This window comes from Arenimonas daejeonensis, from assembly GCF_007993735.1.
GTDB classification, from domain to species: domain Bacteria; phylum Pseudomonadota; class Gammaproteobacteria; order Xanthomonadales; family Xanthomonadaceae; genus Arenimonas; species Arenimonas daejeonensis.
The window spans coordinates 2,780,748-2,803,978 of sequence record NZ_CP042453.1 but is presented as its reverse complement, the minus strand read 5'-3'; the positions used below and the strand labels follow the sequence as shown (position 1 = coordinate 2,803,978).

At 68.4% G+C, this 23,231-nt stretch carries 17 protein-coding genes and 7 pseudogenes; 11 read left to right on the top strand and 13 right to left on the bottom strand.

Going from position 1 to position 23,231, the window contains the following annotated elements:
* The first annotated feature begins 24 nt into the window (after nucleotides 1-24).
* From FRZ33_RS13820 to FRZ33_RS13805, 4 genes are all read left to right on the top strand, one after another.
* Nucleotides 25-390 carry a PadR family transcriptional regulator gene (locus FRZ33_RS13820; RefSeq protein ID WP_146910321.1) on the top strand — a complete coding sequence of 122 codons (366 nt, stop codon included), beginning with the start codon at nucleotides 25-27 and terminating at the stop codon, nucleotides 388-390.
* Nucleotides 387-1,298: a sensor domain-containing protein gene (locus FRZ33_RS13815; protein WP_146910319.1), complete on the top strand. Its 912-nt coding sequence runs from the start codon at nucleotides 387-389 to the stop codon at nucleotides 1,296-1,298. The genes FRZ33_RS13820 and FRZ33_RS13815 overlap by 4 nt, the downstream gene beginning before the upstream one ends.
* A gap of 198 nt (nucleotides 1,299-1,496) precedes the next feature.
* Nucleotides 1,497-2,798: an NADH:flavin oxidoreductase/NADH oxidase family protein gene (locus tag FRZ33_RS13810; RefSeq protein ID WP_146910312.1), complete on the top strand. Its 1,302-nt coding sequence runs from the start codon at nucleotides 1,497-1,499 to the stop codon at nucleotides 2,796-2,798.
* 9 nt (nucleotides 2,799-2,807) lie between these two features.
* Complete coding sequence (locus FRZ33_RS13805; RefSeq protein ID WP_146910310.1) at nucleotides 2,808-3,380, top strand: DUF1415 domain-containing protein; 573 nt, start codon at nucleotides 2,808-2,810, stop codon at nucleotides 3,378-3,380.
* Nucleotides 3,381-3,386: 6 nt separating this feature from the next.
* Here FRZ33_RS13805 and FRZ33_RS13800 read toward each other — a convergent pair whose 3' ends face one another.
* Nucleotides 3,387-3,926 carry a DUF2059 domain-containing protein gene (locus tag FRZ33_RS13800; protein ID WP_146910308.1) on the bottom strand — a complete coding sequence of 180 codons (540 nt, stop codon included), beginning with the start codon at nucleotides 3,924-3,926 and terminating at the stop codon, nucleotides 3,387-3,389.
* Between the two features lie 52 nt (nucleotides 3,927-3,978).
* Nucleotides 3,979-5,761 (bottom strand): annotated as a pseudogene (locus FRZ33_RS17860) (acyl-CoA dehydrogenase C-terminal domain-containing protein).
* 127 nt (nucleotides 5,762-5,888) lie between these two features.
* Between FRZ33_RS17860 and FRZ33_RS13790 the strand changes: the two are divergent.
* A pseudogene (locus tag FRZ33_RS13790) lies at nucleotides 5,889-7,704 on the top strand (DUF885 domain-containing protein).
* 12 nt (nucleotides 7,705-7,716) lie between these two features.
* Here FRZ33_RS13790 and FRZ33_RS17855 read toward each other — a convergent pair.
* From FRZ33_RS17855 to FRZ33_RS13780, 3 genes and pseudogenes are all read right to left on the bottom strand, one after another.
* Nucleotides 7,717-8,013 carry an NAD(P)/FAD-dependent oxidoreductase gene (locus FRZ33_RS17855; RefSeq protein ID WP_425480638.1) on the bottom strand — a complete coding sequence of 99 codons (297 nt, stop codon included), beginning with the start codon at nucleotides 8,011-8,013 and terminating at the stop codon, nucleotides 7,717-7,719.
* A pseudogene (locus FRZ33_RS13785) lies at nucleotides 7,941-8,849 on the bottom strand (BaiN/RdsA family NAD(P)/FAD-dependent oxidoreductase); the annotation flags it as partial. The gene FRZ33_RS17855 and the pseudogene FRZ33_RS13785, both read right to left, overlap by 73 nt.
* Nucleotides 8,850-8,915: 66 nt before the next feature.
* Nucleotides 8,916-10,794: pseudogene (locus tag FRZ33_RS13780) on the bottom strand (DEAD/DEAH box helicase).
* Between the two features lie 275 nt (nucleotides 10,795-11,069).
* Between FRZ33_RS13780 and FRZ33_RS13775 the strand changes: the two are divergent.
* Together FRZ33_RS13775 and FRZ33_RS13770 are read left to right on the top strand one after the other, a co-directional pair.
* Nucleotides 11,070-11,753 (top strand): M48 family metallopeptidase, encoded by a 684-nt coding sequence (locus FRZ33_RS13775; protein WP_146910306.1) that lies wholly within the window; start codon nucleotides 11,070-11,072, stop codon nucleotides 11,751-11,753.
* A 21-nt stretch (nucleotides 11,754-11,774) separates the two neighbouring features.
* Nucleotides 11,775-12,196: pseudogene (locus tag FRZ33_RS13770) on the top strand (CopD family protein).
* A 92-nt stretch (nucleotides 12,197-12,288) separates the two neighbouring features.
* Here FRZ33_RS13770 and FRZ33_RS13765 read toward each other — a convergent pair.
* Entirely contained in the window at nucleotides 12,289-13,284 is a 996-nt protein-coding gene (locus FRZ33_RS13765; RefSeq protein ID WP_227977903.1) for a calcium/sodium antiporter, read from the bottom strand.
* A 105-nt stretch (nucleotides 13,285-13,389) separates the two neighbouring features.
* Here FRZ33_RS13765 and yddG point away from each other — a divergent pair, with 105 nt between their 5' ends.
* Nucleotides 13,390-14,271, top strand: coding sequence for an aromatic amino acid exporter YddG (yddG, locus tag FRZ33_RS13760; RefSeq protein WP_146910304.1), 882 nt, complete (start codon nucleotides 13,390-13,392; stop codon nucleotides 14,269-14,271).
* Here the strand turns inward: yddG and FRZ33_RS13755 are convergent.
* Both FRZ33_RS13755 and FRZ33_RS13750 read right to left on the bottom strand, forming a co-directional pair.
* Entirely contained in the window at nucleotides 14,268-14,660 is a 393-nt protein-coding gene (locus FRZ33_RS13755; RefSeq protein WP_146910302.1) for a hypothetical protein, read from the bottom strand. The two genes, yddG and FRZ33_RS13755, sit on opposite strands and share 4 nt — an antisense overlap.
* 883 nt (nucleotides 14,661-15,543) lie before the next feature.
* A complete protein-coding gene (locus FRZ33_RS13750) occupies nucleotides 15,544-16,869 on the bottom strand; it encodes a DEAD/DEAH box helicase (RefSeq protein ID WP_146910300.1) in 1,326 nt (441 codons plus the stop codon).
* Between the two features lie 489 nt (nucleotides 16,870-17,358).
* Between FRZ33_RS13750 and FRZ33_RS13745 the strand changes: the two are divergent.
* The 3 genes and pseudogenes from FRZ33_RS13745 to FRZ33_RS13735 all read left to right on the top strand — a co-directional run.
* Nucleotides 17,359-17,487: pseudogene (locus FRZ33_RS13745) on the top strand (DUF1232 domain-containing protein); the annotation flags it as partial.
* A 258-nt stretch (nucleotides 17,488-17,745) separates the two neighbouring features.
* Nucleotides 17,746-18,226: pseudogene (locus tag FRZ33_RS13740) on the top strand (acyl-CoA thioesterase).
* Complete coding sequence (locus FRZ33_RS13735; RefSeq protein WP_146910299.1) at nucleotides 18,226-18,606, top strand: YbaN family protein; 381 nt, start codon at nucleotides 18,226-18,228, stop codon at nucleotides 18,604-18,606. Before FRZ33_RS13740 ends, FRZ33_RS13735 begins: the two are co-directional and overlap by 1 nt.
* A gap of 33 nt (nucleotides 18,607-18,639) precedes the next feature.
* On the opposite strand, the gene FRZ33_RS13730 is transcribed toward FRZ33_RS13735, so the two are convergent.
* The 5 genes from FRZ33_RS13730 to FRZ33_RS13710 all read right to left on the bottom strand — a co-directional run bounded on the left by FRZ33_RS13730 (nucleotide 18,640) and on the right by FRZ33_RS13710 (nucleotide 23,147).
* On the bottom strand, nucleotides 18,640-19,404 hold the full coding sequence (locus FRZ33_RS13730) for a Csu type fimbrial protein (RefSeq protein WP_227978357.1): 765 nt from the start codon (nucleotides 19,402-19,404) through the stop codon (nucleotides 18,640-18,642).
* A 186-nt stretch (nucleotides 19,405-19,590) separates the two neighbouring features.
* Nucleotides 19,591-21,324: a fimbria/pilus outer membrane usher protein gene (locus tag FRZ33_RS13725; protein WP_146910295.1), complete on the bottom strand. Its 1,734-nt coding sequence runs from the start codon at nucleotides 21,322-21,324 to the stop codon at nucleotides 19,591-19,593.
* On the bottom strand, nucleotides 21,210-21,992 hold the full coding sequence (locus tag FRZ33_RS13720) for a hypothetical protein (RefSeq protein WP_146910294.1): 783 nt from the start codon (nucleotides 21,990-21,992) through the stop codon (nucleotides 21,210-21,212). Before FRZ33_RS13720 ends, FRZ33_RS13725 begins: the two co-directional genes overlap by 115 nt.
* Entirely contained in the window at nucleotides 21,952-22,668 is a 717-nt protein-coding gene (locus tag FRZ33_RS13715) for a fimbrial biogenesis chaperone (protein ID WP_146910292.1), read from the bottom strand. Before FRZ33_RS13715 ends, FRZ33_RS13720 begins: the two co-directional genes overlap by 41 nt.
* On the bottom strand, nucleotides 22,668-23,147 hold the full coding sequence (locus FRZ33_RS13710) for a spore coat protein U domain-containing protein (protein WP_146910290.1): 480 nt from the start codon (nucleotides 23,145-23,147) through the stop codon (nucleotides 22,668-22,670). The genes FRZ33_RS13715 and FRZ33_RS13710 overlap by 1 nt, the downstream gene beginning before the upstream one ends.
* Nucleotides 23,148-23,231 lie beyond the last annotated feature (84 nt).

Sequence of the window (23,231 nt, the reverse complement as noted above, 5' to 3'; positions counted from 1 at the left end):
TATCGGGCAGTCGAGGACAGGGCCATGGCCGAAACCGAGCCGCACCAGAAGAAATTCCAGAAGGAACTCAGCGCCGGGACCGTGTCCCCGGTGTTGCTGGCGGTGCTGGGCCAGTCCAGCGAACCGCTGTACGGCTACCAGATCGCCAAGCGCCTGGAACAGACCGGCGACCCGCTGCTGGGCGGCAAACAGAGCGCGCTCTACCCGGTGCTGCGCAACCTCAGCGCCGCCGGCCTGGCCGAGAGCCATGTCGAACCCTCGATCAGCGGGCCCCCGCGCCGCTACTACCGCATCACCCCGCTGGGCGAACAGGTGCTGGCCGAATGGGCCGCCACCTGGCGCAGCACCCGCCAATCCGTCGACTCCGTGCTGGAAGGACACCTGCAATGAACACCGTCACCCCGAAGACGATTCCCGAATACCTGGACCAGTTGCGCTACGAACTGCGCAGCGCGGACCCGGCCCTGTTGCAGGACGCGCTGTACGACGCCGAGGAGTACCTGCGTTCCGAACTGGCGGAGAACCCCGGCATACCCGAGGCCGAGATGCTGGCGCGCATCGCCACCAGCTACGGCGCGCCCGAAGAGGTGGCGGCGATCTACCGCGACACCGAGGTCCAGGTCAGCCAGGCTCTGCGAACGCCGAGGCCGCCACCGCGCGGCAGCACGCTGGGCCGCTTCTTCGGCGTGGCGATCGATCCACGCGCCTGGGCCGGGCTGTTCTACATGCTGCTGTCGCTGGCCACCGGCATCGTCTACTTCACCACGGTGGTGACGGGCCTGAGCGTGTCGGCCGGTTTCGCGATCCTGATCATCGGCATCCCGGTGGTGATCCTGTTCATCGGCATCGTGCGCATGCTGAGCCTGGTCGAGGGCCGCATCGTCGAAGTGATGCTGGGCGAACGCATGCCGCGCCGGCCGCTGTACGTGGGCCGCGGCCAGCCGCTGCTGACGCGCATCGGCGCCATGTTCACCGACCCGCGCACCTGGTCCACCATGCTGTACATGGTGCTGATGCTGCCGTTGGGCATCGCCTACTTCACGGTGGCGGTGACGGCCATGAGCGTGTCGCTGGGCCTGATCGTGGGCACGATCGGCGCCGTGCTGGAATACATCGGCCTGGACTGGTTCACCAGCAGCATCGACGGCCAGGTGTTCCTGCCCCCGGTCTGGCAGTTGCCCCTGCTGATGGCGGCCGGCGTGCTGGGCCTGTTCCTGACCCTGCACCTGGCGCGCGGCGTCGGCAAGGTCCACGGTCTGCTGGCCAAGCACCTGCTGGTGAAGACCGCGCAGCACTGAACCCGCACGATGAAACGCACGCACGGGCCGGCCATCGCCGGCCCGTCGTGTTTTCATGCCGGCAACAGGGTCCAGGCGATGCCCCACAGCGCCTGCAGCACCAGGCCGACCACCGCTGACGCCGGGAAGCGGGGATCGGATGGACCGGTCCTCCGATTCCGGTATCGTGGCGGCCTGCGCGTCCTTCCGGAGCCCTCCATGGTCGATCCGCTGGCCCAGCCGCTGCGCCTTCCCTGCGGCGCCGTGCTGCCCAATCGCCTGTGCAAGGCGGCGATGACCGAAGGACTTGGCGACGACCATCTGCGCGCCACCCCGCGGCACGAACGCCTGTACCGCGCCTGGAGCGAGGGCGGTGCCGGCCTGCTGGTCACCGGCAACGTGATGATCGATCGTCAGGTGCTTGAACGCCCGGGCAATGTCGCCATCGATCCCCGCCACGCCGCCAGCACCGACGCCGAAGCCCGCGCAAGTTTGCTGGCCTGGTCGCGCGCCGGCACCGTCGCCGGCAACGCGCTGTGGATGCAGATCTCGCATGCCGGGCGGCAGTCACCGCGTTATGTCACCCGGCAGCCGGTCGGGCCCTCGGACGTGCAACTGGACCTGCTGGGCAACTACGCACGGCCGCGGGCCCTGCGCGAACAGGAAATCCTGGAGCTGGTGCAGCGTTTCGCCCAGGTCGCGGTGATCGCGCGGGAGACGGGCTTCACCGGCGTGCAGGTGCATGGCGCGCACGGCTACCTGCTCAGCAGTTTCCTGTCGCCGGTGACCAATCGCCGGGACGATGCCTGGGGCGGGTCGCTCGAAAACCGCGCGCGTTTCCTGCTGGAGACCGTGCGTGCGGTGCGCCGGGCCGTGGGCGCCGATTTCCCGGTGTCGGTGAAACTCAATTCCGATGATTTCCGCAAGGGCGGTTTCAGCCATGCCGACTGCCTGGGCGTGGTGCAGTTGCTCAACGGCGAGAACATCGACCTGTTGGAAATCTCCGGCGGCAACTACGAACAGCCGCGCCTGCTTGGCGTCAGTGGCCGCAGCGTGGATGCCGTGGAGGTGCGCGCCAGCACCCGGGTGCGCGAGGCCTATTTCCTGGACTACGCGGCGGCGATCCGCCGGGTGGCGACGATGCCGCTGATGGTGACGGGCGGTTTCCGTACCCGCACCGGCATGGAAGCGGCGCTGGCCAGCGGCGACACCGACCTGATCGGCATCGCCCGACCGTTCTGCACCCATCCCGATGTCGCACGCCGGCTGCTGGCGCGGGAACTCGACGCGCTGCCGGCGTTCGAACAGGGGCTGCACCTGCGCGCGCGTGGCCGCCTGTCGCCGGCCAGCCCCTGGCTGGCCGCGAAGATGGTCAACGTGCTGGGTGCGCAGGGCTGGTATTACCAGCAGATGGACCGCCTGGCCGACGGCCGGCCGGTGGACCTGTCGCGCGGCGTGCTGCGTTCGTTCGCGCGTTACTGGTGGAACGACCTCAGCAAGGCCGCACAGATGCGGCGCTAGGAGGCGAACATGCACACGTCCGATCCCCTGCACGGCATCGAGCCGCTGTCCGACGAGGCGGTGATCGCCGCCACGCGCGACTGGCTGGAGAAGGCCGTGATCGGCCTGAACCTGTGCCCGTTCGCCAAGGCCGTGCACGTGAAGCGGCAGATCCGCTACGTGGTCAGCCACGCCGAAAACGAGGAGTCGTTGCTGGAGGACCTGCTGCACGAACTGCAGCTGCTGGCCTCGGCCGATCCGGGCGACATCGAGACCACGCTGGTCATCCACCCGCGCGTGCTGCGCGACTTCCTCGACTACAACGACTTCCTGGACATCGCCGACGCGGCGGTGGAGGAACTGGACCTGGGCGGCGTGCTGCAGGTCGCCAGCTTCCACCCGCAGTACCAGTTCGCCGACAGCGAACCGGATGACATGGGCAACTTCAGCAACCGCGCGCCGTACCCGACCCTGCACCTGCTGCGCGAGGACAGCGTGGACAAGGCGGTGGCGGCGTTCCCGGAGGCCGGGCGCATCTACGAGACCAACATCGAGACCCTGCGCAAGCTGGGGCCGGCGGGCTGGAAGGCCTTGTTCGGCTAGAACGCCTCAGTCCTGGCCGGCGTCCGCCGGTGCTTCGCCGGCGATGTCTTCCAGCGCCTGGGCCTCGGCCTCCAGTTGCGCCAGTCGTGCCTGTTCGGCGGCGACCATGGCCTTGAGTTCGGGCAGGTTTTCCTGGACGCGCCGCACGCCAAGATCGGCGCTCATCTGGATCAGGCGCGGCGTGACTTCGAGGAACTTGCTGCCGGCCGGCGTGGCATAGAACTCGCGGGCGGCGCGCAGTTCCTCCGCAGTGAACTCGCTGGCGTAGATCGCCACCAGGTCGTCGCGCAGCACCGCGTAGCTCATGTACTTGGCGAAGAAGTCGGTCATCACCTTGCGGTATGGCACGAGCTCCGGCTTCTGCTGCATCTCCGCATCGAGCATGGCATTCATCATCGCCTGCATCGATGCATCGGCCTTCATCACGTCGAGCAGCTTGCCGGCCTCGATGTGCGCTTCGCTCGCGCGCTGCGAGCTTTGTTCAGCCGGCGCGGCATGGGAAAAAGCCAGCAGAACTGACAGCAGGGGAATGGCCAGGCGCTTCATGGTCGTCCTTCGGGCAGAGAGGGTGGGGCGCAGGTCGGTCCGCTGGATGGACTCAGAACTGCGCGGCGTCGAGCGCCATCAGTGTGCCAGCTCCTGCACGCGCCGCCCGGAACTGGTGCTCGACCTCCGGCAGCAGCCACGCGAAATGGAAGCGCGCCGTCGCCAGCTTCGCGGCGTGGAAATGATCGGCGGCCTTTTCCGCGGAAACCGCCGCCATGCGCGCCCACATCCAGGCATAGGCCAGGTGGCCGACGATGCGCAGGTAGGGAACGGAAGCTGCGCCGACTTCGTTCGGGTCGGACTTGGCCTTGGCACCGATCTCGCCGGTCAGCGTGGCGGTGTCGGCCAGCAGCTTCGCCAGCGGGCCGGTGAACTCGGCCAGGTCCCCGCGGCCGGCGTGTTCCTTCAGGAAACCTTCGATCAGGCGCGCGAAACGTCCGAACTTCGCGCCGCCGTCCATCAGCACCTTGCGCCCCAGCAGGTCCAGCGCCTGGATGCCGTTGGTGCCCTCGTAGATCATGTTGATGCGCGCGTCGCGCACGAACTGGTCCATGCCCCATTCGTTGATGTAGCCGTGGCCGCCGTACACCTGCAGGCACAGGTTGGTGGTCTCGAAGCTGTTGTCGGTGATGAAGGCCTTGACCACCGGCGTCAGAAGCGCCATCAGCTCGTCGGCTTCCTCGCGCACGGCCGGGTCGGGATGCGAGTGCTCGCGGTCGATCAGCAGCGCGGTCCAGGTGGTGAAGGCGCGACCGGCCTCCGTGTAGGCGCGGCTGGTCATCAGCATGCGGCGCACGTCGGGGTGCACGATGATCGGGTCGGCAGGCTTGTCCGGCAGAGCCGGACCGGTGGGCGCGCGGCTCTGCAGGCGGTCCCTGGCATAGGCGACGGCGTTCTGGTGCGCGGCCTCGGCCAGGCCCAGCGACTGCATGCCCACGCCCAGGCGCGCCGAGTTCATCATCACGAACATCGCCGCCAGGCCCTTGTGCGGTTCGCCGATCAGCCAGCCGGTGGCGCCGTCGAGATTGATCACGCAGGTGGCGTTGCCGTGGATGCCCATCTTGTGTTCGATCGAACCGGCCTTGACGCCGTTGCGCGCGCCGACGCCGCCGTTCGCGTCCGGCAGGAACTTGGGCACCAGGAACAGCGAGATGCCCTTGGTGCCGGCCGGTGCGCCGGGCAGGCGGGCCAGCACCAAGGTGCAGGATGTTTTCCGCCAGGTCGTGATCGCCGGCGCTGATGAAGATCTTGGTGCCGGTCAGCGCCCAGCTGCCGTCGCCATTGTCCTCGGCCTTGGTCTTGAGGATGCCGAGGTCGGTGCCGCAGTGCGGTTCGGTCAGGCACATGGTGCCGGTCCATTCGCCCGAGACGATCTTGGTCAGGTACACCTGCTTCTGTTCCGGCGTGCCGAACGCGACCAGGCATTCGTAGGCGCTGTGCGAGAGGCCGGCATACATCAGCCAGGCCTGGTTGGCCGAGTTCCACATCTCGTACAGGCGGTTGTTGACGATGGTCGGCAGGCCCTGGCCGCCGAAGTCGGGGTCGCAGGCCACCGAGGGCCAGCCCGACTGCACGAACTGCGCGTAGGCGTCCTTGAAGCCGGGCGGGGCGGTCACCACGCCATCGCCGTGCCAGGTGCAGCCTTCGCGGTCGCCGACCAGGTTCAGCGGCTGGATCACCTGGCTGGCGAATTTCGCGCCTTCCTCCAGCACGGCCTCGATGGTGTCGCGATCAAGTCCGGCGTGGGCAGGCAAGGCCTTGAGCTCGTCCTCCACCTTCAGCAGGTCGAACAGGACGTAGTGCATGTCGCGCAGCGGCGCGGTGTAGGTGGGCATCGGAAAGAACCGGTGAGGAGACTTCGCCGGACTCTACCATACCGGCCCGTACGGCTTTCCAGGCCGGGCAGCGTCGAGCCGTCCGGGCGACTATGCTTCGGGTTTCGCCCCGAACGAGAGCCTATCGATGCGCCATTCCCTGCTAGCCGCCGCCATCCTCGCCACCCTGCTCGCCGGCTGCGCGCCGGGCGGCCAGGCACCGGCTTCCGACCCCAATGCCACGGCCGCCGCCACGGATGCGGTGTCCGAAGCCGATACCGCCTTCGCGGCGATCGCCGCACGTTTCCTCGATGAAGGCCTGGCGCTCAGCCCGGTCTATGCGACCGGCATGGGCGACCACCGCTTCGACGCCGAGCTCGACGACCTGAGCCCCGAAGGCCGGCAGAAGGCCGTCGCCTGGGCCGAAGGCCTGCTTGCGGACCTTGGGAAGATCGATGCAACGCAACTTTCGCGCGAGAACCAAGGTTGACGCCGCCATCCTTCGCAACCAGCTCGAATACGGGCTCTGGGACGAGGCCGTGCTGCAGCGCTGGGCCTGGGATCCGCAGAGCTACAGCAGCCTGGCCGGCGGCGCGATCTACAGCCTGATGGCGCGCGATTTCGCGCCGATGCCCGAACGCCTGGTGTCGGCGACCGCACGCATGGAGAAACTGCCGGGCCTGCTGGCGCAGGCGCGCGCCAACCTCGACCCGGCCCGCGTGCCGAAGACGCATGCGGAAACCGTTGCCCGCCAGAACCGCGGCGTGATCTCCCTGCTCGACACCTTCATCGTGCCCAACGCCGGGCAGCTGGACGGCGAGCAGCGCACCCGCCTCGATGCCGCCGTCGCCACCGTGCGCGCGGCCGTCGAGGAACACCAGAAGTGGCTGGACGAAACCCTGGTGCCGAACGCCGCCGGCGATTTCCGCATCGGCGCCGAGAAGTACGACCAGCAGCTGAAGTTCGCCCTGAACTCCTCGCTGACGCGCCAGGAGATCCGCCAGCGCGCCGAGGCCGAGCTGGCGCGTGTGCGCGACGAGATGTACGTGGTCGCACGGGGTGTGCTGGCCGGCCGGGAAGGCGCGCCGGCAACGCCGGAAGTGCCGGACGAGACGCAGAAGCAGGCGGCGATCGAGGCGGCGCTGGAGCTGGCCTACGCCGAGAAGCCGGGCCGCGACGAGGTGGTGGACTTCGCCAAGCACACGCTGGACGTCGCCACGGCGTTCGTGCGCGAGAAGGACCTGGTCACCGTACCCAACGACCCGGTCAAGATCATCCTGATGCCGGAGTTCCAGCGTGGATTCTCGGTGGCCTACTGCGATTCGCCGGGCCCGCTCGACAAGGGCCTGGACACCTACTACGCGATCTCGCCGATCCCGGACGACTGGACCGACGCCCAGGTCGATTCCTTCCTGCGCGAATACAACAACTACATGATCCACGTGCTCAGCATCCACGAGGCGATGCCGGGCCACTACCTCGAGGGCGTGCATTCGGCCGAACACCCGTCCACGCTGCGGGCGGTGCTGCGTTCCGGCCCGTTCGCGGAAGGCTGGGCCGTGTACACCGAACGCATGGTCGCCGACGCCGGCTACATGGACAACAACCCGCTGTTCCGCCTGACCCAGCTGAAGTTCTACGCGCGCGCGGTCGCCAACGCGATCCTCGACCAGGGCGTGCACGTCGACAACTGGACCAAGGACCAGGCGATGGACCTGATGGTGCGCCAGACCTTCCAGCAGGAGCGCGAGGCCGAGGGCAAGTGGGTACGAGCGCAGTTGTCCTCGACCCAGCTGGCGACCTATTTCGTCGGCGCGCAGGAACACTTCGACGCGCGCGAAGCGGCGAAGGCCAAGGCCGGCGATGCCTTCGACCTCAAGACCTACAATGACCGCATGTTGTCCTTCGGCGCGCCGCCGGTGCGCTTCGCGCGCCAGCTGATGCTGGACGAGCCGATCAAGTAAGCCGCGTTCCGGTCACGCCGCCAGCCCGGCGGCGTGACCCGAGGCCCAGGCCCACTGGAAGTTGTAGCCGCCCAGCCAGCCGGTGACGTCCGCCACCTCGCCGATGAAATACAGGCCGGGAGCGTGCTTCGAGGCCATCGTGGCCGAGGAAAGGCCGTCGGTATCGACACCGCCCAGGTGACTTCCGCGGTGCGGTAACCCTCGGTACCACTGGCCACGATCGGCCAGTGCGCCAGCTGCCGGGCGATGTTCGGCAGCTCGTGGTGCGTGTACTGGCGCATCGGCTTGTTGGCGAACCAGATTTCGCACAGGCGCTGGGCGAAACGTTTCGGGAACACGTCGCCGAGCACGGTCTTCAGTTCCGCCGCCGGCTGCGCGGCCTGGCGTTCCAGCAGCCAGGCTTCGATGTCGTGTTCGGGCAGCAGGTCGAGCAGCAGTTCCTTGCCCGGTTCCCAGTACGACGAGATCTGCAGGATGCTCGGCCCGCTCAGGCCGCGATGCGTCACCAGCATGGCGTTGTCGAAGCGCGCCTTGCCGCAGCGCGCCGACACGTGCAGGGCGACGCCGGCGAGGTCGGCATAGTGTTCCTGGTGTTTGCCGCTGAGGGTCAGTGGCACCAGGCCGGCGCGGGTCGGCAGCACGGTGTGGCCGAACTGGCGCGCCAGTTCGTAACCGAAGCCGGTGGCGCCCATGCTGGGAATGGACAGGCCGCCGGTGGCGACCACCAGCGATTCGACGGCCAGGATTCCCTGCGAGGTGCGCACGCGGAAACCGCCGCCGGCCAGCGCTTCGACCGATTCCACGGAACATGAAGTCTGCACCTGCACGCCGGCTTCCGCGCATTCGGTCAGAAGCATGGCCACGATCTGCTTGGACGACTCGTCACAGAACAGTTGCCCGAGTTCCTTCTCGTGGTACGCGATGCCATGCGCGTCGACCATGGCGATGAAGTGTTCCGGCCGGTAGCGCGCCAGCGCCGACTTGCAGAAATGCGGATTGGCCGACAGGAAGTTCGCCGGCGTGGTGCTGGTGTTGGTGAAATTGCAGCGCCCGCCGCCCGACATCAGGATCTTCTTGCCGCAGCGGTTGGCGTGTTCGACCACCCGCACGCGCCGGCCGCGCCGGCCGGCGGTGATGGCGCACATCAGGCCGGCCGCGCCGCCGCCGATCACCAGGACGTCAGTCTGCATGCCGGCCGGTACCGTGGCTGCTTATTCGGCGCGCGGTCCCTTGCGGTGCGGCTTCTTGAACGGCGGCTTGTCGCCACCGAACTTGCGCGGGCCGAATTCCTTCTTGGCGCCGGCGAAGGACTTCTTGCCGGCGGGCTTCTTGCCCGCGGTATCCGGCGTCTCGCCGTCGCGGGTGATGCGCAGCTGCTGGCCGGCGCACCAGACGCCCTTGAGGTGCTGCATGATCTCGGCCGGCATGCCGTCCGGCAGGTCGAGCAGGGTGTGGTCCTCGAAGATCTCGATGCGGCCGATGTGCTTGGCGTCCAGGCCGGCTTCGTTGGCGATGGCGCCGACGATGTTGCCCGGCTTCACGCCATGGTCGTAACCGACCTCGATGCGGAAAGTGGACTTGCCTTCGTCCGGCGTGCGCGCCTCGCGCTGCTTTTTCGGGAAGGCGGGGCGCTCGGCGCGGGCCGGGCGTTCGCCGCGCTCGGGCTTGTCGAAACGCGAGGGCCGGGCGAACTTGTCGGTCGCCGCCTGCACATCGCGGTCGAAGGCGCGTTTCTTGGCCTCGAACTTCGGCGGCTCCATCAGCAACGGCACGTCGCCGCGGGCCATCTTGGCCAGGGCGGTGGCAATCTCGATCGCCGGCACGTTCTTCTCGCGCTCGTAGTCCTCGATCAGCTTGCGGAACTCGGCCAGCTCGCCCGAGGCCAGCGTGTCGCTGATCTGCTGCTTGAACTTGGCGATGCGCACGTCGTTGACGGCCGCCACGGTCGGCAGCTCCATCGGCGTGATCGGCTGGCGGGTGGCGCGTTCGATCGCGCGCAGCATGCCGCGCTCGCGCGGGGCGATGAACAGGATTGCCTCGCCGCTGCGGCCGGCGCGGCCGGTGCGGCCGATGCGGTGCACGTAGCTTTCGGTGTCGTAGGGCACGTCGTAGTTCACGACATGGCTGATGCGGTCCACGTCCAGGCCGCGGGCGGCGACGTCGGTGGCGACCAGGGATGTCGATCTTGCCGTTCTTGAGCTGCTCGATGGTGCGCTCGCGCTGGGCCTGGGCCACGTCGCCGTTGATGGACGCCGCGGAGAAGCCCCTGGCCTGCAGCTTTTCGGCCAGTTCGTCCGTGGCCTGCTTGGTGCGGGCGAAGACGATCATGGCGTCGAAGGGTTCGGCTTCCAGGATGCGGGTGAGCGCGTCGAGCTTGTGCAGGCCGGACACTTCCCAGCTGCGCTGGCGGATGTTCTCGGCGGTGCGGGTCTTGGCCTCGATCGTGACCTCGACCGGGTCCTTGAGGTAGGTCTGGGCGATGCGGCGGATCGCGTGCGGCATCGTCGCCGAGAACAGCGCGGTCTGGCGCACGGCCGGCATCTTCTTCAGGATCGCCTCGACGTCGTCGATGAAGCCCATGCGCAGCATCTCGTCGGCTTCGTCCAGCACGAGGTTCTTCAGCAGCGACAGGTCCAGCGAACCCTTCTCTAGATGGTCGATGATGCGGCCCGGGGTGCCGACCACGACGTGCACGCCGCGGCGCAGGGCCGACAGCTGCGGGCCATAGGGCTGGCCGCCGTAGACCGGCAGCACGTGGAAACCCGGCATGTAGGAGGCGTAACGCTGGAAGGCCTCGGCGACCTGGATCCCCAGCTCGCGGGTCGGCGCCAGCACCAGGGCCTGGGGCTTGGTCTGCGTCAGGTCGATCTGCGACAGGATGGGCAGGGCGAAGGCGGCGGTCTTGCCGGTGCCGGTCTGGGCCTGGCCCAGCACGTCGCGGCCGCCGAGCAGGTGCGGGATGGTCGCGGCCTGGATCGGCGAGGGCGACTCGTAGCCGACCTCGGCCAGCACCTTGAGCAGGGGCTCGCTGAGGGCGAGATCACGGAAATGGAGCGTGGCGCTGGGCGCCTCGGGCGTTTGGGCGGTCATGGGAGTCCTGGAGGAAGCGAGGTACTTCGCATTCCGGCACACCACGGACACGAAGAAGGCGCGCGATTGTACCCCAATCCGCCCGTAACCGCCTGAACCGCAGCGGTATTGCGGCCCGCGGGCGATGCCGGAATCATGGGGCCCGGTCCGCGAAGGAGAGTCCCCATGCGTATGCCCCCGCGAAACTGCTCGCCGCCTCCGTCCTGGCCCTGCTGGTCGCCTGCAGCACCACCCCCACCGGCCGGTCCCAGCTGATCCTGGTCAGCGACGCCGACATGGACAAGATGGGCGCCACCGCCTTCAACCAGATCAAGACCAGCGGCAAGGTCGCCAACGACCCGGCCAAGGCCCGCTACGTACGCTGCGTGGCCGATGCCCTGATCGCCCAGTTGCCGGAGCCGGCGCGCAGCCAGAAGTGGGAAGTCGCGCTGATCGCCGACGACAGCGCCAACGCCTTCGCCCTGCCGGGCGGCAAGGTCGGCGTGAACACCGGCCTGCTCAAGGTCGCCAGAAACCAGGACCAGCTCGCCGCCGTGATCGGCCACGAGCTGGGCCACGTGATCTCGCGCCACGCCGCCGAACGCGTGTCGCAGCAGTTCGCCACCGAGACCGCGCTGCAGATCGCCAACTCCGCCACCGGCGGCCAGCGCCAGCAGCTGCTGGGCCTGCTCGGTGCCGGTGCGCAGGCGGGCGTGATCCTGCCGTTCTCGCGCAAGCACGAAAGCGAGGCCGACGTGCTCGGCCAGCGTTACATGGCCCAGGCCGGGTTTGACCCGAACGCAGCCGCGGCGCTGTGGCAGAACATGATCGCCCAGTCGGGCGGCAACCGGGTTCCGGCGCTGCTGTCCACCCATCCCGACCCGCAGCAGCGCATCAAGTCGCTTCAGGCCGCCGCGCCCGGCCTGATGCCCGCCTACCAGCAGGCCCGCGCCGCCGGGCGCAAGCCGGCCTGCCGCTGACACCGACCGAGGAAACCGCACGTGGCCTATCTCTGGACCAAGACCTTCCACCTGCTGTTCGTGATCGCGTGGATGGCGACCGTTTTCTACCTGCCGCGCATCCTCCCATCAACCTGGCCGAGACCCGCGGCCAGCCCGAGGTGCAGGCGCGCCTGGTGCTGATGGGGCGGCGACTCTACGGCTTCGGCCACAACATGTTCGGCATCGCGGTGATCCTGGGCGGCGTGTTGTGGCTGTACTTCGGCATCAGTGGCGGCTGGATGCACGCCAAGCTGGGGCTGGTGGCGGCGCTGCTGGCCTATTTCATCGTCGCGGGCCGCTGGCTGAAGAAGGCCGCGGCCGGTGGCGAACTGCCGTCGCCGACTACGCTGCGCTGGTTCAACGAGCTGCCGCTGCTGTTCCTGATCCCGGTGATCTGGCTGGTGCTCGCCAAGCCGTTCTGAGTTTCAGCGCCTGCCGCGGAGCCATTGCCGCAGCTCGCGCCAGGCGACGGCCGCCAGGGTCAGCGCGGTCAGCGGCAACACCACGGTGCGCATCACCAGGTGTATTCGTCCAGGGCGTCGTGGTCCTGGGCGTAGAGGATCAAGTAGGCCGTGTAGGCGAAGTAATAGGCCAGGAACACCACGCCTTCCCAGCGCGCGATCAGGTGGCCGGTGAAAAGCACCGGCAGGCAGGCCACGGCCACCGCGACCATCACCGGCAGGTCGAAGGCCAGCAAGGCCCCCGGCACCTGCAGGCCGGTACCGGAAACCACCGCGCTGATGCCCAGCACGGCGGCCAGGTTGAAGATGCTGCTTCCCAGCACGTTGCCGACCGCGATCTCGCGTTCGCCACGCAGCGCGGCGATCACCGAGGTGGCCACTTCCGGCAGCGAGGTGCCGATCGAGACGATGGTCAGTCCGATCACCAGCTGGCTGACGCCGAGCAGGGTCGCGACCGTGGTGGCGGCACGCACCAGCCATTGCGAACCGATCACCAGCATCCCCAGGCCCACGGCGACCAGCAGAAGTTGCACCCACGGGCGCGACATCAGGCCCGGCCGCGCGGCGATGGCGACCAGCGCCGGATCGGCGATTTCCACCGAAGGCGCGCGCTTGCCCTGGTGGTACAGGAGCACCGTGTAGCCAACCAGCGCCGCCACCAGCATGACGCCGTCCATCATCGAAACGACCCGGTCGAGCGCCATCCAGGCCACGGCTGCCGACAGGCCGATCAGGATCGGCACTTCCTGCCGGATCAACTGCCGGTCGACCACCAGCGGCGCCAGGATCGCGGACAGCCCGAGGATGAAAAGCACGTTGAAGATGTTGCTGCCCACGACGTTGCCCAGCGCGATGTCGGTCTGGCCACCCAGCGCGCCCTTGATCGAGATCGCCAGTTCCGGCGCGCTGGTGCCGAAGGCCACCACGGTCAATCCAACCACCAGCGGCGCGATGCCCAGCGACAGCGACAGGCGCGAGGCGCCGCGCACCATCAGGTCGGCGCCCAGGATCAAGAGCACCAGGCCGGCGAGGAACAGCAGCAGGGTCATCGGGGTCTCCGGAAAGGGAGGCCATTATCGCCCGTCCGGCGGAAACCGCCGCGTGAGTTCCCCCGGGTTTCGGTATTGTCTGCCGACCCTGACACCGATCAAGCCATGACCCCTGCCGCCTCCCGTCGTCGCGCCACCCTGGCCGGGTTCGCCGCGGTGCTGCTGTGGTCGTCGCTGGCCGTGTTGACCACGGCCACCGGCGACATCCCGCCGTTCCAGCTGCTGGCGCTGGGCTTCGGCATCGCCGGCGTGTCCGGCGTGCTGTTGCTGTTGCGGCCGGGTGGGCCGGGCTTCCCGGCGCTGAAACAGCCGCTGGCGGCCGGTGCGCTCGGCATCGGCGCGCTGTTCGGTTACCACGCGCTGTATTTCATCGCACTCAAGCGCGCGCCGGCGGTCGAGGCGAACCTGATCAATTACCTGTGGCCGCTGCTGATCGTGGTGTTCGCGGCGATGCTCGGTGGCGTAGCGGTGCGGCCGGCACAGTGGCTGGGCACGGCGCTGGGGCTGGCGGCGGCCTTCCTGCTGGTGTCACGCGGCGGGCGCGTCGACATCGATCCGGCGCACGTGCCCGGTTATCTCGCGGCGCTCGGCGCGGCCCTGGTCTGGGCCCTTTATTCGGTGCTCAACCGGCGCTTCGAAGCGGTGCCCAGCACCGCGATGGCCGGCGCCTGCCTGGCGGTGGGCCTGCTGGGCGCCATGGCGCATTTCGCGCTGGAGACCACGGTGGTGCCGACGCCGCTGCAGTGGGGCGTGATCGCCGTGCTCGGCCTGGGGCCGACCGGCATCGCCTTCTGGCTGTGGGACATCGGCACCAAACGCGGCGACATCGCCGTGCTGGGAACGCTGTCGTATGCGGCGCCGCTGCTGTCCACCGGCCTGCTGCTGCTCTTCGGCCGCGCCGCGCCGCATTGGACGCAGGCGGTAGCGGTGGGCCTGCTGCTGGCAGGTGCTTGGCTTAGCGTGCGTTCCGCCGGTCCGAAGGCCTAGCGCAGGGCCAGCTTCCAGGCCATCAGGGCGAACGGGAACGGGATCAGCAGGCCGATCACGACCATCCACATCGGATGCGTGAAGGACAGGAAGTTCATGACGATCAGGGCCAGCATCACGACGGCCAGGACAAAGGCGACGCCGCGCCGGTGCGCCAGGCTGATGGTGCTGGCGGTGTAGGCGCCCAGGAACATGCCGAAGGCGTAGGCGATCAGGACGAAGCCCAGGGCCATGGCGGGCATGGCGGCGATGGCGGCGTCCATGGCGGCGCGGTCGCTCATGTCCAGGGGCGGCGGCGGATACAGCGTGTGCCCCAGCCACTGCACTGCGGCCACGGTGATGCCCATCACCAGGAAACCCGCCAACACCGCCAGGATGCTCCGCAACATGTCTTCACTCCTTGCCCGGGATGGTCGGGAGCTTCCTGCTCCGCGTGACGGAAGGCAAGTGGCTTGGTGGGTATGGCGCCGTCGATACCGGAGAGTCGAAGGTCTCTTTCTGCTCAGTGAAGCCTTTTATTTCGCAGAAAGAGACCTTCGACTCTCCGGCACCGCCGGTACCACCCGTGTCGTTTCGTGAAGGGAGTTCCTGACGGCGTCGGCGCTTTGCTTGCGCGTAGGCCTTGCGGGCTTTCGCATGGAGGATCTTTCTTGCGCCACGCGGTTTGTTAAGTGGGGGCTCGCTCAAAATCGGGGTGGATCGCCTATCGTGGGGCGCGTTCCCCTGAACGCGTCCGGTGCCATTTCGGCAAGGTTGCGACGAAGACTCGCCGCTGGGCGGCGAACCGCAACTGCAACGACAACTGCGACGACAACTGCACATGGCAGGCCGCATACCCTTGGGCGGGTGATCACCTCGCCGCAAGGATTCCGTTTTGGCCTTTCGCCGCGCAGCGGCGAGTACGCCTGACCAGTTTGCGCAAATGGCACCGGACGCGTTCAGGGAACGCGCCCCACGGGAGGCGCGCTGCCGACAAGGGACGCGAGCGTTTTAGCAAACGACAAGGCGCAGGAAAGATCCCACATGCGGAAGCCCGCAAGGCCTACGCGCAAGCAAAGCGCCGATGCCGCTCATGAACTCCAATCAGCGATCCGGATGATCCGAACCGGAAGTGCCGGAGGAGTGAGACCCTCTTTCTGCGAAATAAAAGGCTTCACTGAGCAGAAAGAGGGTCTCACTCCTCCGGTGCTTCCGGCGACGCCAACCCCCAACCGCGAGCCCAAAGAAAGGGCCGCACAAGGCGGCCCTTTCCATCAAGCGAAACAGCAGGAATCAGCGAGCGGCGCGCGGATTGTCGCCACGGCCGCGGCTTCCGTCGCGGCTGCCGCTGTGGCTCTTCGGGCCGGCATGCGCGTGGCGCTCGCCATTGCCCGCGTGCGGACGGCGCGCATGGCGCTGCGGCGGACGCTGCCCACCCGGACGACCGGCCGGCGAAGGCGCATCGTTGCCCATGCGGATCGGACGGCTCGGCGAATAACCCTCGACCTCGACCATCTCGATGTCGGCCTTGAGCACGCGCTGGATCGCCCGCAGCAGACCGCCTTCGTCATGCGACACCAGCGAGATCGCCTCGCCGGACGCACCGGCGCGGCCCGTGCGGCCGATGCGGTGCACGTAGTCTTCCGCGACCATCGGCAGATCGAAATTGATCACCATCGGCAGCAGCGGAATGTCGAGGCCGCGCGCGGCGACGTCGGTGGCGACCAGCACCCGGGCCTTGCCCGACTTGAAGTCGCGCAGGGCCTTCAGGCGCTGCGCCTGGCTCTTGTTGCCGTGGATGGCGACCGAATTGATGCCGGCCTTGTCCAACTGCTCCGACAGGCGGTTGCAGCCGTGCTTGGTGCGGCCGAACACCAGCACCTGGTCCTCGTAGCGCTTGCTCAGGATCTCGAGCAGCAGGTCGCGCTTCCGGCTCGCATCCACCGGATGCACGATGTGGGTGACGTTGGTGGCGACGGCGTTGCGCACCGACACCTGCACTTCCTTCGGCTCGCGCAGGAATTCCATCGCCAGCTTCTTGATCGCGTCCTCGAAGGTCGCCGAGAACAGCAGGGTCTGGCGGCGCGACGGGATCTTGGCCATCACGCGCTTGATCGCGGGCAGGAAGCCCATGTCGAGCATGCGGTCGGCTTCGTCCAGCACCAGGATCTCGACGTGCGAGAGGTCCACGCTGCGGCGCTCGAGATGGTCGAGCAGGCGGCCCGGGGTGGCCACCAGGATGTCCACGCCGCGGCGCAGCGCGTCGATCTGCGGCTGCATGCCGGCGCCACCGTAGATGGTGGTGGCGTTCAGGCGCAGGTGCTTGCCGTAGGCGCGCAGGCTGTCGAACACCTGCACGGCCAACTCACGGGTCGGCACCAGCACCAGCGCGCGCGGCTTGCGCGGGCCGTGCATCGGGCCGGCCTGGGCCAGGCGGTGCAGCAGGGGCAGCGAGAACGCGGCGGTCTTGCCGGTGCCGGTCTGGGCGCCGCCCATCAGGTCGTGGCCGGCCATGACCAGCGGGATCGCTTCGGCCTGGATCGGGGTGGCGTTGGCGTAGCCGAGTTCGGCGAGCGCACGGTTCAGCTCGGGCGCGAGCCCAAGGGTTTCGAAAGACATGGTTGTACTCCGTTGCGTAACCCGGAGCGTTCCCTGAAACCGCGCTGCGAGCTGGTGAAGCTGGTTTTACGGCAGGGCCCAAGTCGGGCCTGACGGGTTTGCGCAGCGAAAGGCGTGCGGAGTGGGGCCAGACGCAGGGCGAGCGACGCTCGGGGCCTGGGTGGCGGGCATACCGGGGAAAACGGTCAGCCGTGCAGCAAACGCCGCGAACTGTACGCGAAAGCCGCGTCCGGGGCCAGTCGGCGCCCGGAAGGGGTGAATGGCCTGTTCAGGCTGAAGTAGGATGGGCGCGTGAAGATCTCATTCGAACTCGAACCCGGCGACATCGACCGTTTCCACGAAGCCCTGGCCCGTGCCGAGCGCCGGGTGGCCTGCGCCGAGGAATGCGACATCGTCGCCGCGGCCCGGCACGGGCTGGAAACCCTGCCCATCGCCACCGCCCCCGGCTACATCCGCCGCCGCATCCTGGAGGTGCAGGGGCTGATCGACATGCTGGAGGACGAGGCCTGGGCCCTGCCGCAGGTCGAACGCGCCGAGGTGTTGCGGCTGCTGGCCTATTTCAGCGACCCCGAGGACCTGATCCCCGACGACGTGGCCGTGATCGGCCTGCTCGACGACGCGATCATGCTCGAACTGCTGATGCGCCGGATCCGCCACGTGGTCGGCGCCTATGCCGACTTCTGCCGCGCGCGCCGACCAGGCCGTCGCGCCGGACAGCGACACCCGGATCCGGCTGGCCCGCGATCTGGCCCGCCGCCGCGACCGCCTGCACGCGCGCATGCGCCGGCGCGCCGTGCGCGACGCGCTGGCCGGCGCCGCCGACCCCGTCACGGATGTCTGAACCCACCCCGCCGCGATGCGGCAAGGAGCCGGTGCATGAGCGGTGAACAGCGCGAACTGACCTTCCGTTTCCTGGCCGAGCCCACCGACGTCAACTACGGCGGCAAGGTGCACGGCGGCGTGGTGATGAAATGGATCGACCAGGTCGGCTACGCGGCGGCGGTCGGCTGGAGCGGGCACTACAGCGTCACCGTCGCGGTCGGCGGCATCCGCTTCGTGTCGCCGATCCACACCTCCGACTTGGTGACGGTCACCGCCAAGCTGGTCTATACCGGCACCAGCAGCATGCATTTCGCGGTCGGCGTGCGCGCCCGCGACCCGATGCAGGACGGCAACGACAGGCTGTGCACGCACTGCGTGATCGTATTCGTGGCGCTGGACCAGGCCGATGGCCGGCCCACACCCGTGCCGCCCCAAACCCGTGGATGAAGACGATTGCCGCCTGGCCAGGTACGCGACCGAAGTGATGGCCCTGAGCAAGGACATCGAACAGGCCGTCGCCAACCTGCGCTCCTGATGGGCACTGGCCTCAAAGTCCGCCGCTGGCTGTGGCTGATCCTGGCCTATGTGTGCCTGGGCCTGGGCATCGTCGGCATCTTCCTGCCGGGCCTGCCGACCACGCCCTTCGTGCTGCTGGCGGCCTATGCCGCGGGCCGGGGTTCGAAGCGCCTGCATGCCTGGATGCTTGCGCACCACGTATTCGGGCCGATGATCCGCGACTGGGAAGCCAGCGGTGCGGTGAGCCGCAAGGCGAAATACTGGGCGATCGGCACCATGGGTCTGAGCGCGGTGGTGTTTTTCCTGACCGCGCCGGAATGGTGGATGGCCGCGACCGGCACCACGATCATGGTCGTCGTCGGCATCTGGCTGTGGCTGCGGCCGGAGCCGAAGCGCTGAGCCGGTCGCGCCGGGATGCTCCCGGCGTGATCGTCAGTAGGTCACGGTCGCCGTGACGGTGTCTTCATAGGTGCCGGTCGGCTTCGCCGCCTGCGGCGGCACCCGTCCGTACACCGGCACGGATTGCGCCAGGCCGTTGCCGGTGCCGCCGACCACGTTGCCGGCCGTGTTGCCCCAGACCAGGGTCCGTCCCGCATCGCGATAGAGCTGGTAGCTGACGGTGTTCGGTCCGGCGCCGAGGCGCATCTGTCGGTTGGCGACGGTGTTGGTGACGGTGCCGCCGTTCAGGGCAATGCTGTAGGCGGCGCTGCGGGTGCAGGTCACCGCGATGTTGCTGGTGGCGTTGTGGCCGGTCAGCGCGCCGACCGTGCCGAAGTCGAGTGGCGCCGCGGAGACGGTGCAGGCGGGGTTGAGCAGCAGGTGCGCCTGGAACGTGGTCGGTGCGAGGGTGGTGCCGCCCGTTGTTCCGCAATCCGGCGGCGAGCCGAACAGCGAATAGGGTTGCGCCTGCGCGGAGACCGTCAGCGTGGACAGGTAATTGCCGACCGAGTGCCCGGTCTGTCCCGGCGTGAGTTGGCCATGCACCGATACCGTCTTGGTCTGGGTGAAGGACAGGAACGTGTTGAACAGGACGAGGACGCGGGAATTGCCCGTGTTTCCGAACGCGGTCGCCAGCGACGGGTCCTGGTAGAGCGCATAGCCGATGTTGTCGGCCACCGGCGTGGTGATCGACATCCTGCGGCCGGCCACGGTGCTGCCGGTGCCCGTGCCCGCGGAGATGCCGACGCAGACCCGGATGCCCCAAGGCGGGACGCTCGCAGGTGATGTCGATGTCGGCGGTGACGGTGGTGCCTGGCGTCGGCAGCCCGACTTGGGTGCCGAACTCCAGTATCGGGTCGACGGTCGCGGTGCAGTTCTGCGCGAACGCCGGTGTGGCTGCGATCAGCAGCCCCAGCGTGCACGCCAGTCGGGCAAGGAAGGATTTCATCGCGCTCTCCATTCGCAGGCTACCGGCCCCAGGCGGACGGGCGTGCCATCGGTATTCGAATCGACGGCAGGCAGCGCGTGCCGGCAGACGCCATCGTCGGCCGGGGTTTCCAGCACGGTAGCCTGATCCAACGACTCGAAATAGGCCTCGCCGTCGAAACCGACGACCAAGGTGCCACCGTCGTCACGGTTCACGCGCTGGCCGGCGGGCAGGGGCTCGCCATCGCGGCCCAGCAGGACGGCGATCGCCGGCGCCTGCACATGCACATCGAACTCGACCAGCACACCGCTGCGGTCGGTCGGCGTCACCAGCCTTTCGATGTCGCCGATGCGGTAATTGGCCGGCAGTTCGTCCGGGTCGATCGCGACGCGGTTGCGCTGCCAGCCGCGCAGGTCGGGCAGCAGCAGGTGGCCGTCGGCGTCGGTATGGCCGTACAGGCGGTTTTCGTACAGCACCGGCACCCCGCCGATGCCGGTGGAGACCAGCGCGAAGGAGTCGTTGATGCGGCGCGCGAAGAAGACATTGCCGCCGAGCCCGACGATGCTGCCGGAGGTCTGCGCGAACATGCTGTCGGAATTCGGGTTGTGTTCGATGCCGGCGGCGGCTTCGATGTGATCGTTGCGATAGCCGGCGTAGGCGCGGCCCTGGCCCTCGCCATGGGTGCGGTCGCTGGCCTGCACGCCCCAGCCCCAGCCGCCCTCGTAGGGGATGTCCTGGCGCAGGGCGGCGACGGTTTCGGTGCCGCCGATCTGCGAATCCTGCACCGAGACCGACGCCTGCCGGTTGCCGGACAGGGGGATCGTGATGTTGATGCCGCCGCCGCGCTGGCCGCCGTCGTCGAAGACACTCGCGGTCAGGAAGAAGCCGGCCTCGAACTGCCGGTTCCAGGAAAGCGAGCGCACCTCGTTGCGGTTGCCGAAGCGGTCCTCGAAGCGGATCCAGCTCGCCGAGAAATCGCCGGCGATCGTCGGCACCCAGAACGTCGCCCGGTCTTCCTCGGGCAGCGAGGTGGGCAGTTCGTCGATGAACACACTGGCGTCGCCGAGGTCACGGAAGCCTTCGCTGCGGCGCTGGCTCTGCAGGTCCAGGCCCCAGTGGCGCGTGCTGTACTGATAGCCGATCGAATGCTGCCAACCGTCCTCGTCGCCGCTGTTGCGCGCGAACGAGGCATTGACCAGGCCCCAGCGGTTGCCCGGTGCCCAGACGATGCCGGCGCCCGCGAGCGTGAGTCCGCTGGTCGCTTCGGCATGCGCCTCGAGCGTGAGCGTGTCGGTCATGCCGCGGCGCCAGCTGGCGCTGGCGGCGGCATCGTCGCCATAGTCGTTCGCGCGGCCGCCGTAGCCACGGCGCAGCAGGCCGAGTTCGACGCTGAAGTCGGTCAGTCCGGTGGCGAGGCGCTCGTTGTCGAAATAGAGCGGGATGGTCGTGGTGGTCTCGCGGCCGAGCGCGTCGCGCACGACCAGCTGGGCCGTGCCGGCGCCGCTGATGGACGGGATCGCGTCGAGCACGAAGGGGCCGTCCTGCACGGTGCTGCCGAACTGGCGGACATTGTCGACGTAGAGCTCGACGGCCGACGGCAGCGTCGCATCGGCGCTGAAGCGCGGCAGCGGCATCGTCACCAGGTCGGGGCGGGTGGAGAAATTGCGGCGCCACTGGCCGCCACCCATGCGCACCGGGCGGGACCACGCCAGGCCGCCATTGACCAGGTCGCCGACGGTCCAGGTCCACATCCGTTCGGGATCGCTGTAGGTCCAGCGGGTGTCGAGACGTTCGAAGCCGCGGCCGGTACCGCCTTCCGGGGCGTCGGCGAGATGGGTGACGCCGTCCAGTTCGAAGGTGCCCAGCCGGCCGAACCAGGCCAGCGATGTTCCCAGGCCAGCGTGTCGATGTTTTCGGCATGCTGGCCGTAGGCGTCGTAGCCAAGCCGCCAGCCGCTCGAACGATCAGCCTTCACCGCCGTTGGCGCCTTGTAGCCGAGTGCCTGCTCCGGGCGCAGCGAGGGAGGGATGCCCAGGTGGAGGCGCTGCGCCGCCGCGTCGTAGCGCCATGACAGGCCGGGCAGGGCGTCCAGCGGCACCAGGCCCTCGTCGTCGGTGGCGAGGTTGGCGGGGACGATCAGGCCGATCTCGCCCAGCTCCTGCGGAGTGGCCCACATGCGCTGGTCGCGCAGGCGCATTTCGGCGACCAGGCCGATCGGCCGGTCGTCGTGGAAAATCTCGAGGAACAGGCGCTGTTCGCCCAGCGACTCCGCCTTGGACGGCGCCTCGTCGAGCGAAACATAGGCGCCGGCCGACGCATCCGCGCGCGCCCCGCCAGCCAGACCGAGGCAGGCGGCAGCGATGGCGGTGGCGATGAGCTTACGGCCGTCGTTCGACGGTGACGGTCGCGGCTTGGCCATTGATCCAGGTATCGAGAGTCATGGTGCCGGCGAGCGCGGGGCGTTCCGTCGGGAGCGTCCAGAGGCGCTCGCTGCCGGGCAGCACATAACCGAAGAGGCCCTCGCTGAGGGCCAGCTTGCTGGCTCCGGCGACCAGGGTGGTCGCGCCGAGCTGGGCCGGCTGGCCACCCGAGTTGCGGCAGGCCAGTCGGGTATCGCCATCGCGCAGATGGCAGGAAAGGGCAGGTGCCTTCGCACCTTTGGAGCGCACGAACGCGGGCAGCACGAAGCGCATGCGGACGCGGACGCCACTCGTGTCGGCGTCGGCCGAACCCGGAAGTTCGTCGACCACGACGCGGTAGGCCCGGTCCCGTCCGTCCGTCGGCGCGGGGCCGGCGAGCACGACGCGGACCAGGTGTTCGCCGCCCGCCGGCACTTCGGCGATCGGCGGGCTGGCGACCACGACATCGGTTTCCTGCAGTTGGTCTTCGCCGTCGACTTGCGTCCAGGCGTAGACACGGACCTGCGCCGCCACCAACTCGTCGCCGGTGTTGCTTAGCTGCAGGCGCGTGGACGTGGCCCCCGGCTGGATCTCGAGCAGCGTCGGTCCCGCCTGGAGTTCGCCGCGCGCCGAAACGGCGGACGCGGCGAACATCAGGCCCAGGGCCGTCGCGATGGCGGCGGCGCGGGAATGCATCAGTACGTCATCGTCGCGATGATGTCGGACGTGTACGTGCCGCCCGGCTTGATCGGCTGGCCGGCCGTGGTCTGGCCGAACACGGTGAAGGTACCGGTGCCGGTCAGGGCGACCGTGCCCGCGGGGGTGTTGTCGAGCACGGTGGTGTGGCCGATTTCCTTGTAGATGTTGTAGGAGATCGTGTCGGTGCCGTTGGTCATCAGTCGGCTGGCATAGGTGCCACCGCCGCTGCCGACGTTGAAGGTCACGGCGATCGGGCTGGTGGTGGTGCAGGTGACGGTACCGGTCGCGGTGGCGGTCTTGGCGGCGACCAGGTCGGTGTGGGACAGGAAGTCCAGATCGGTGATGCCGATCGTGCAGGTGTTGGCGATGGTGATCGACACGCGGAAGGTGTCGGTCGTCGTCGCCGCATTGGCGGTGGCGGCGAACATCGAGGCGGAAACGGCGATCGCGAGCAGGGAATTGCGGAGCAGGGTCATTGGTGGATCCTTTGATGGTTGACGAAGAGCCGCGCAGAAGCGCCGGTAGCAGGGCTTAAGCAAGTCCCATGCCAACAGGTCGAT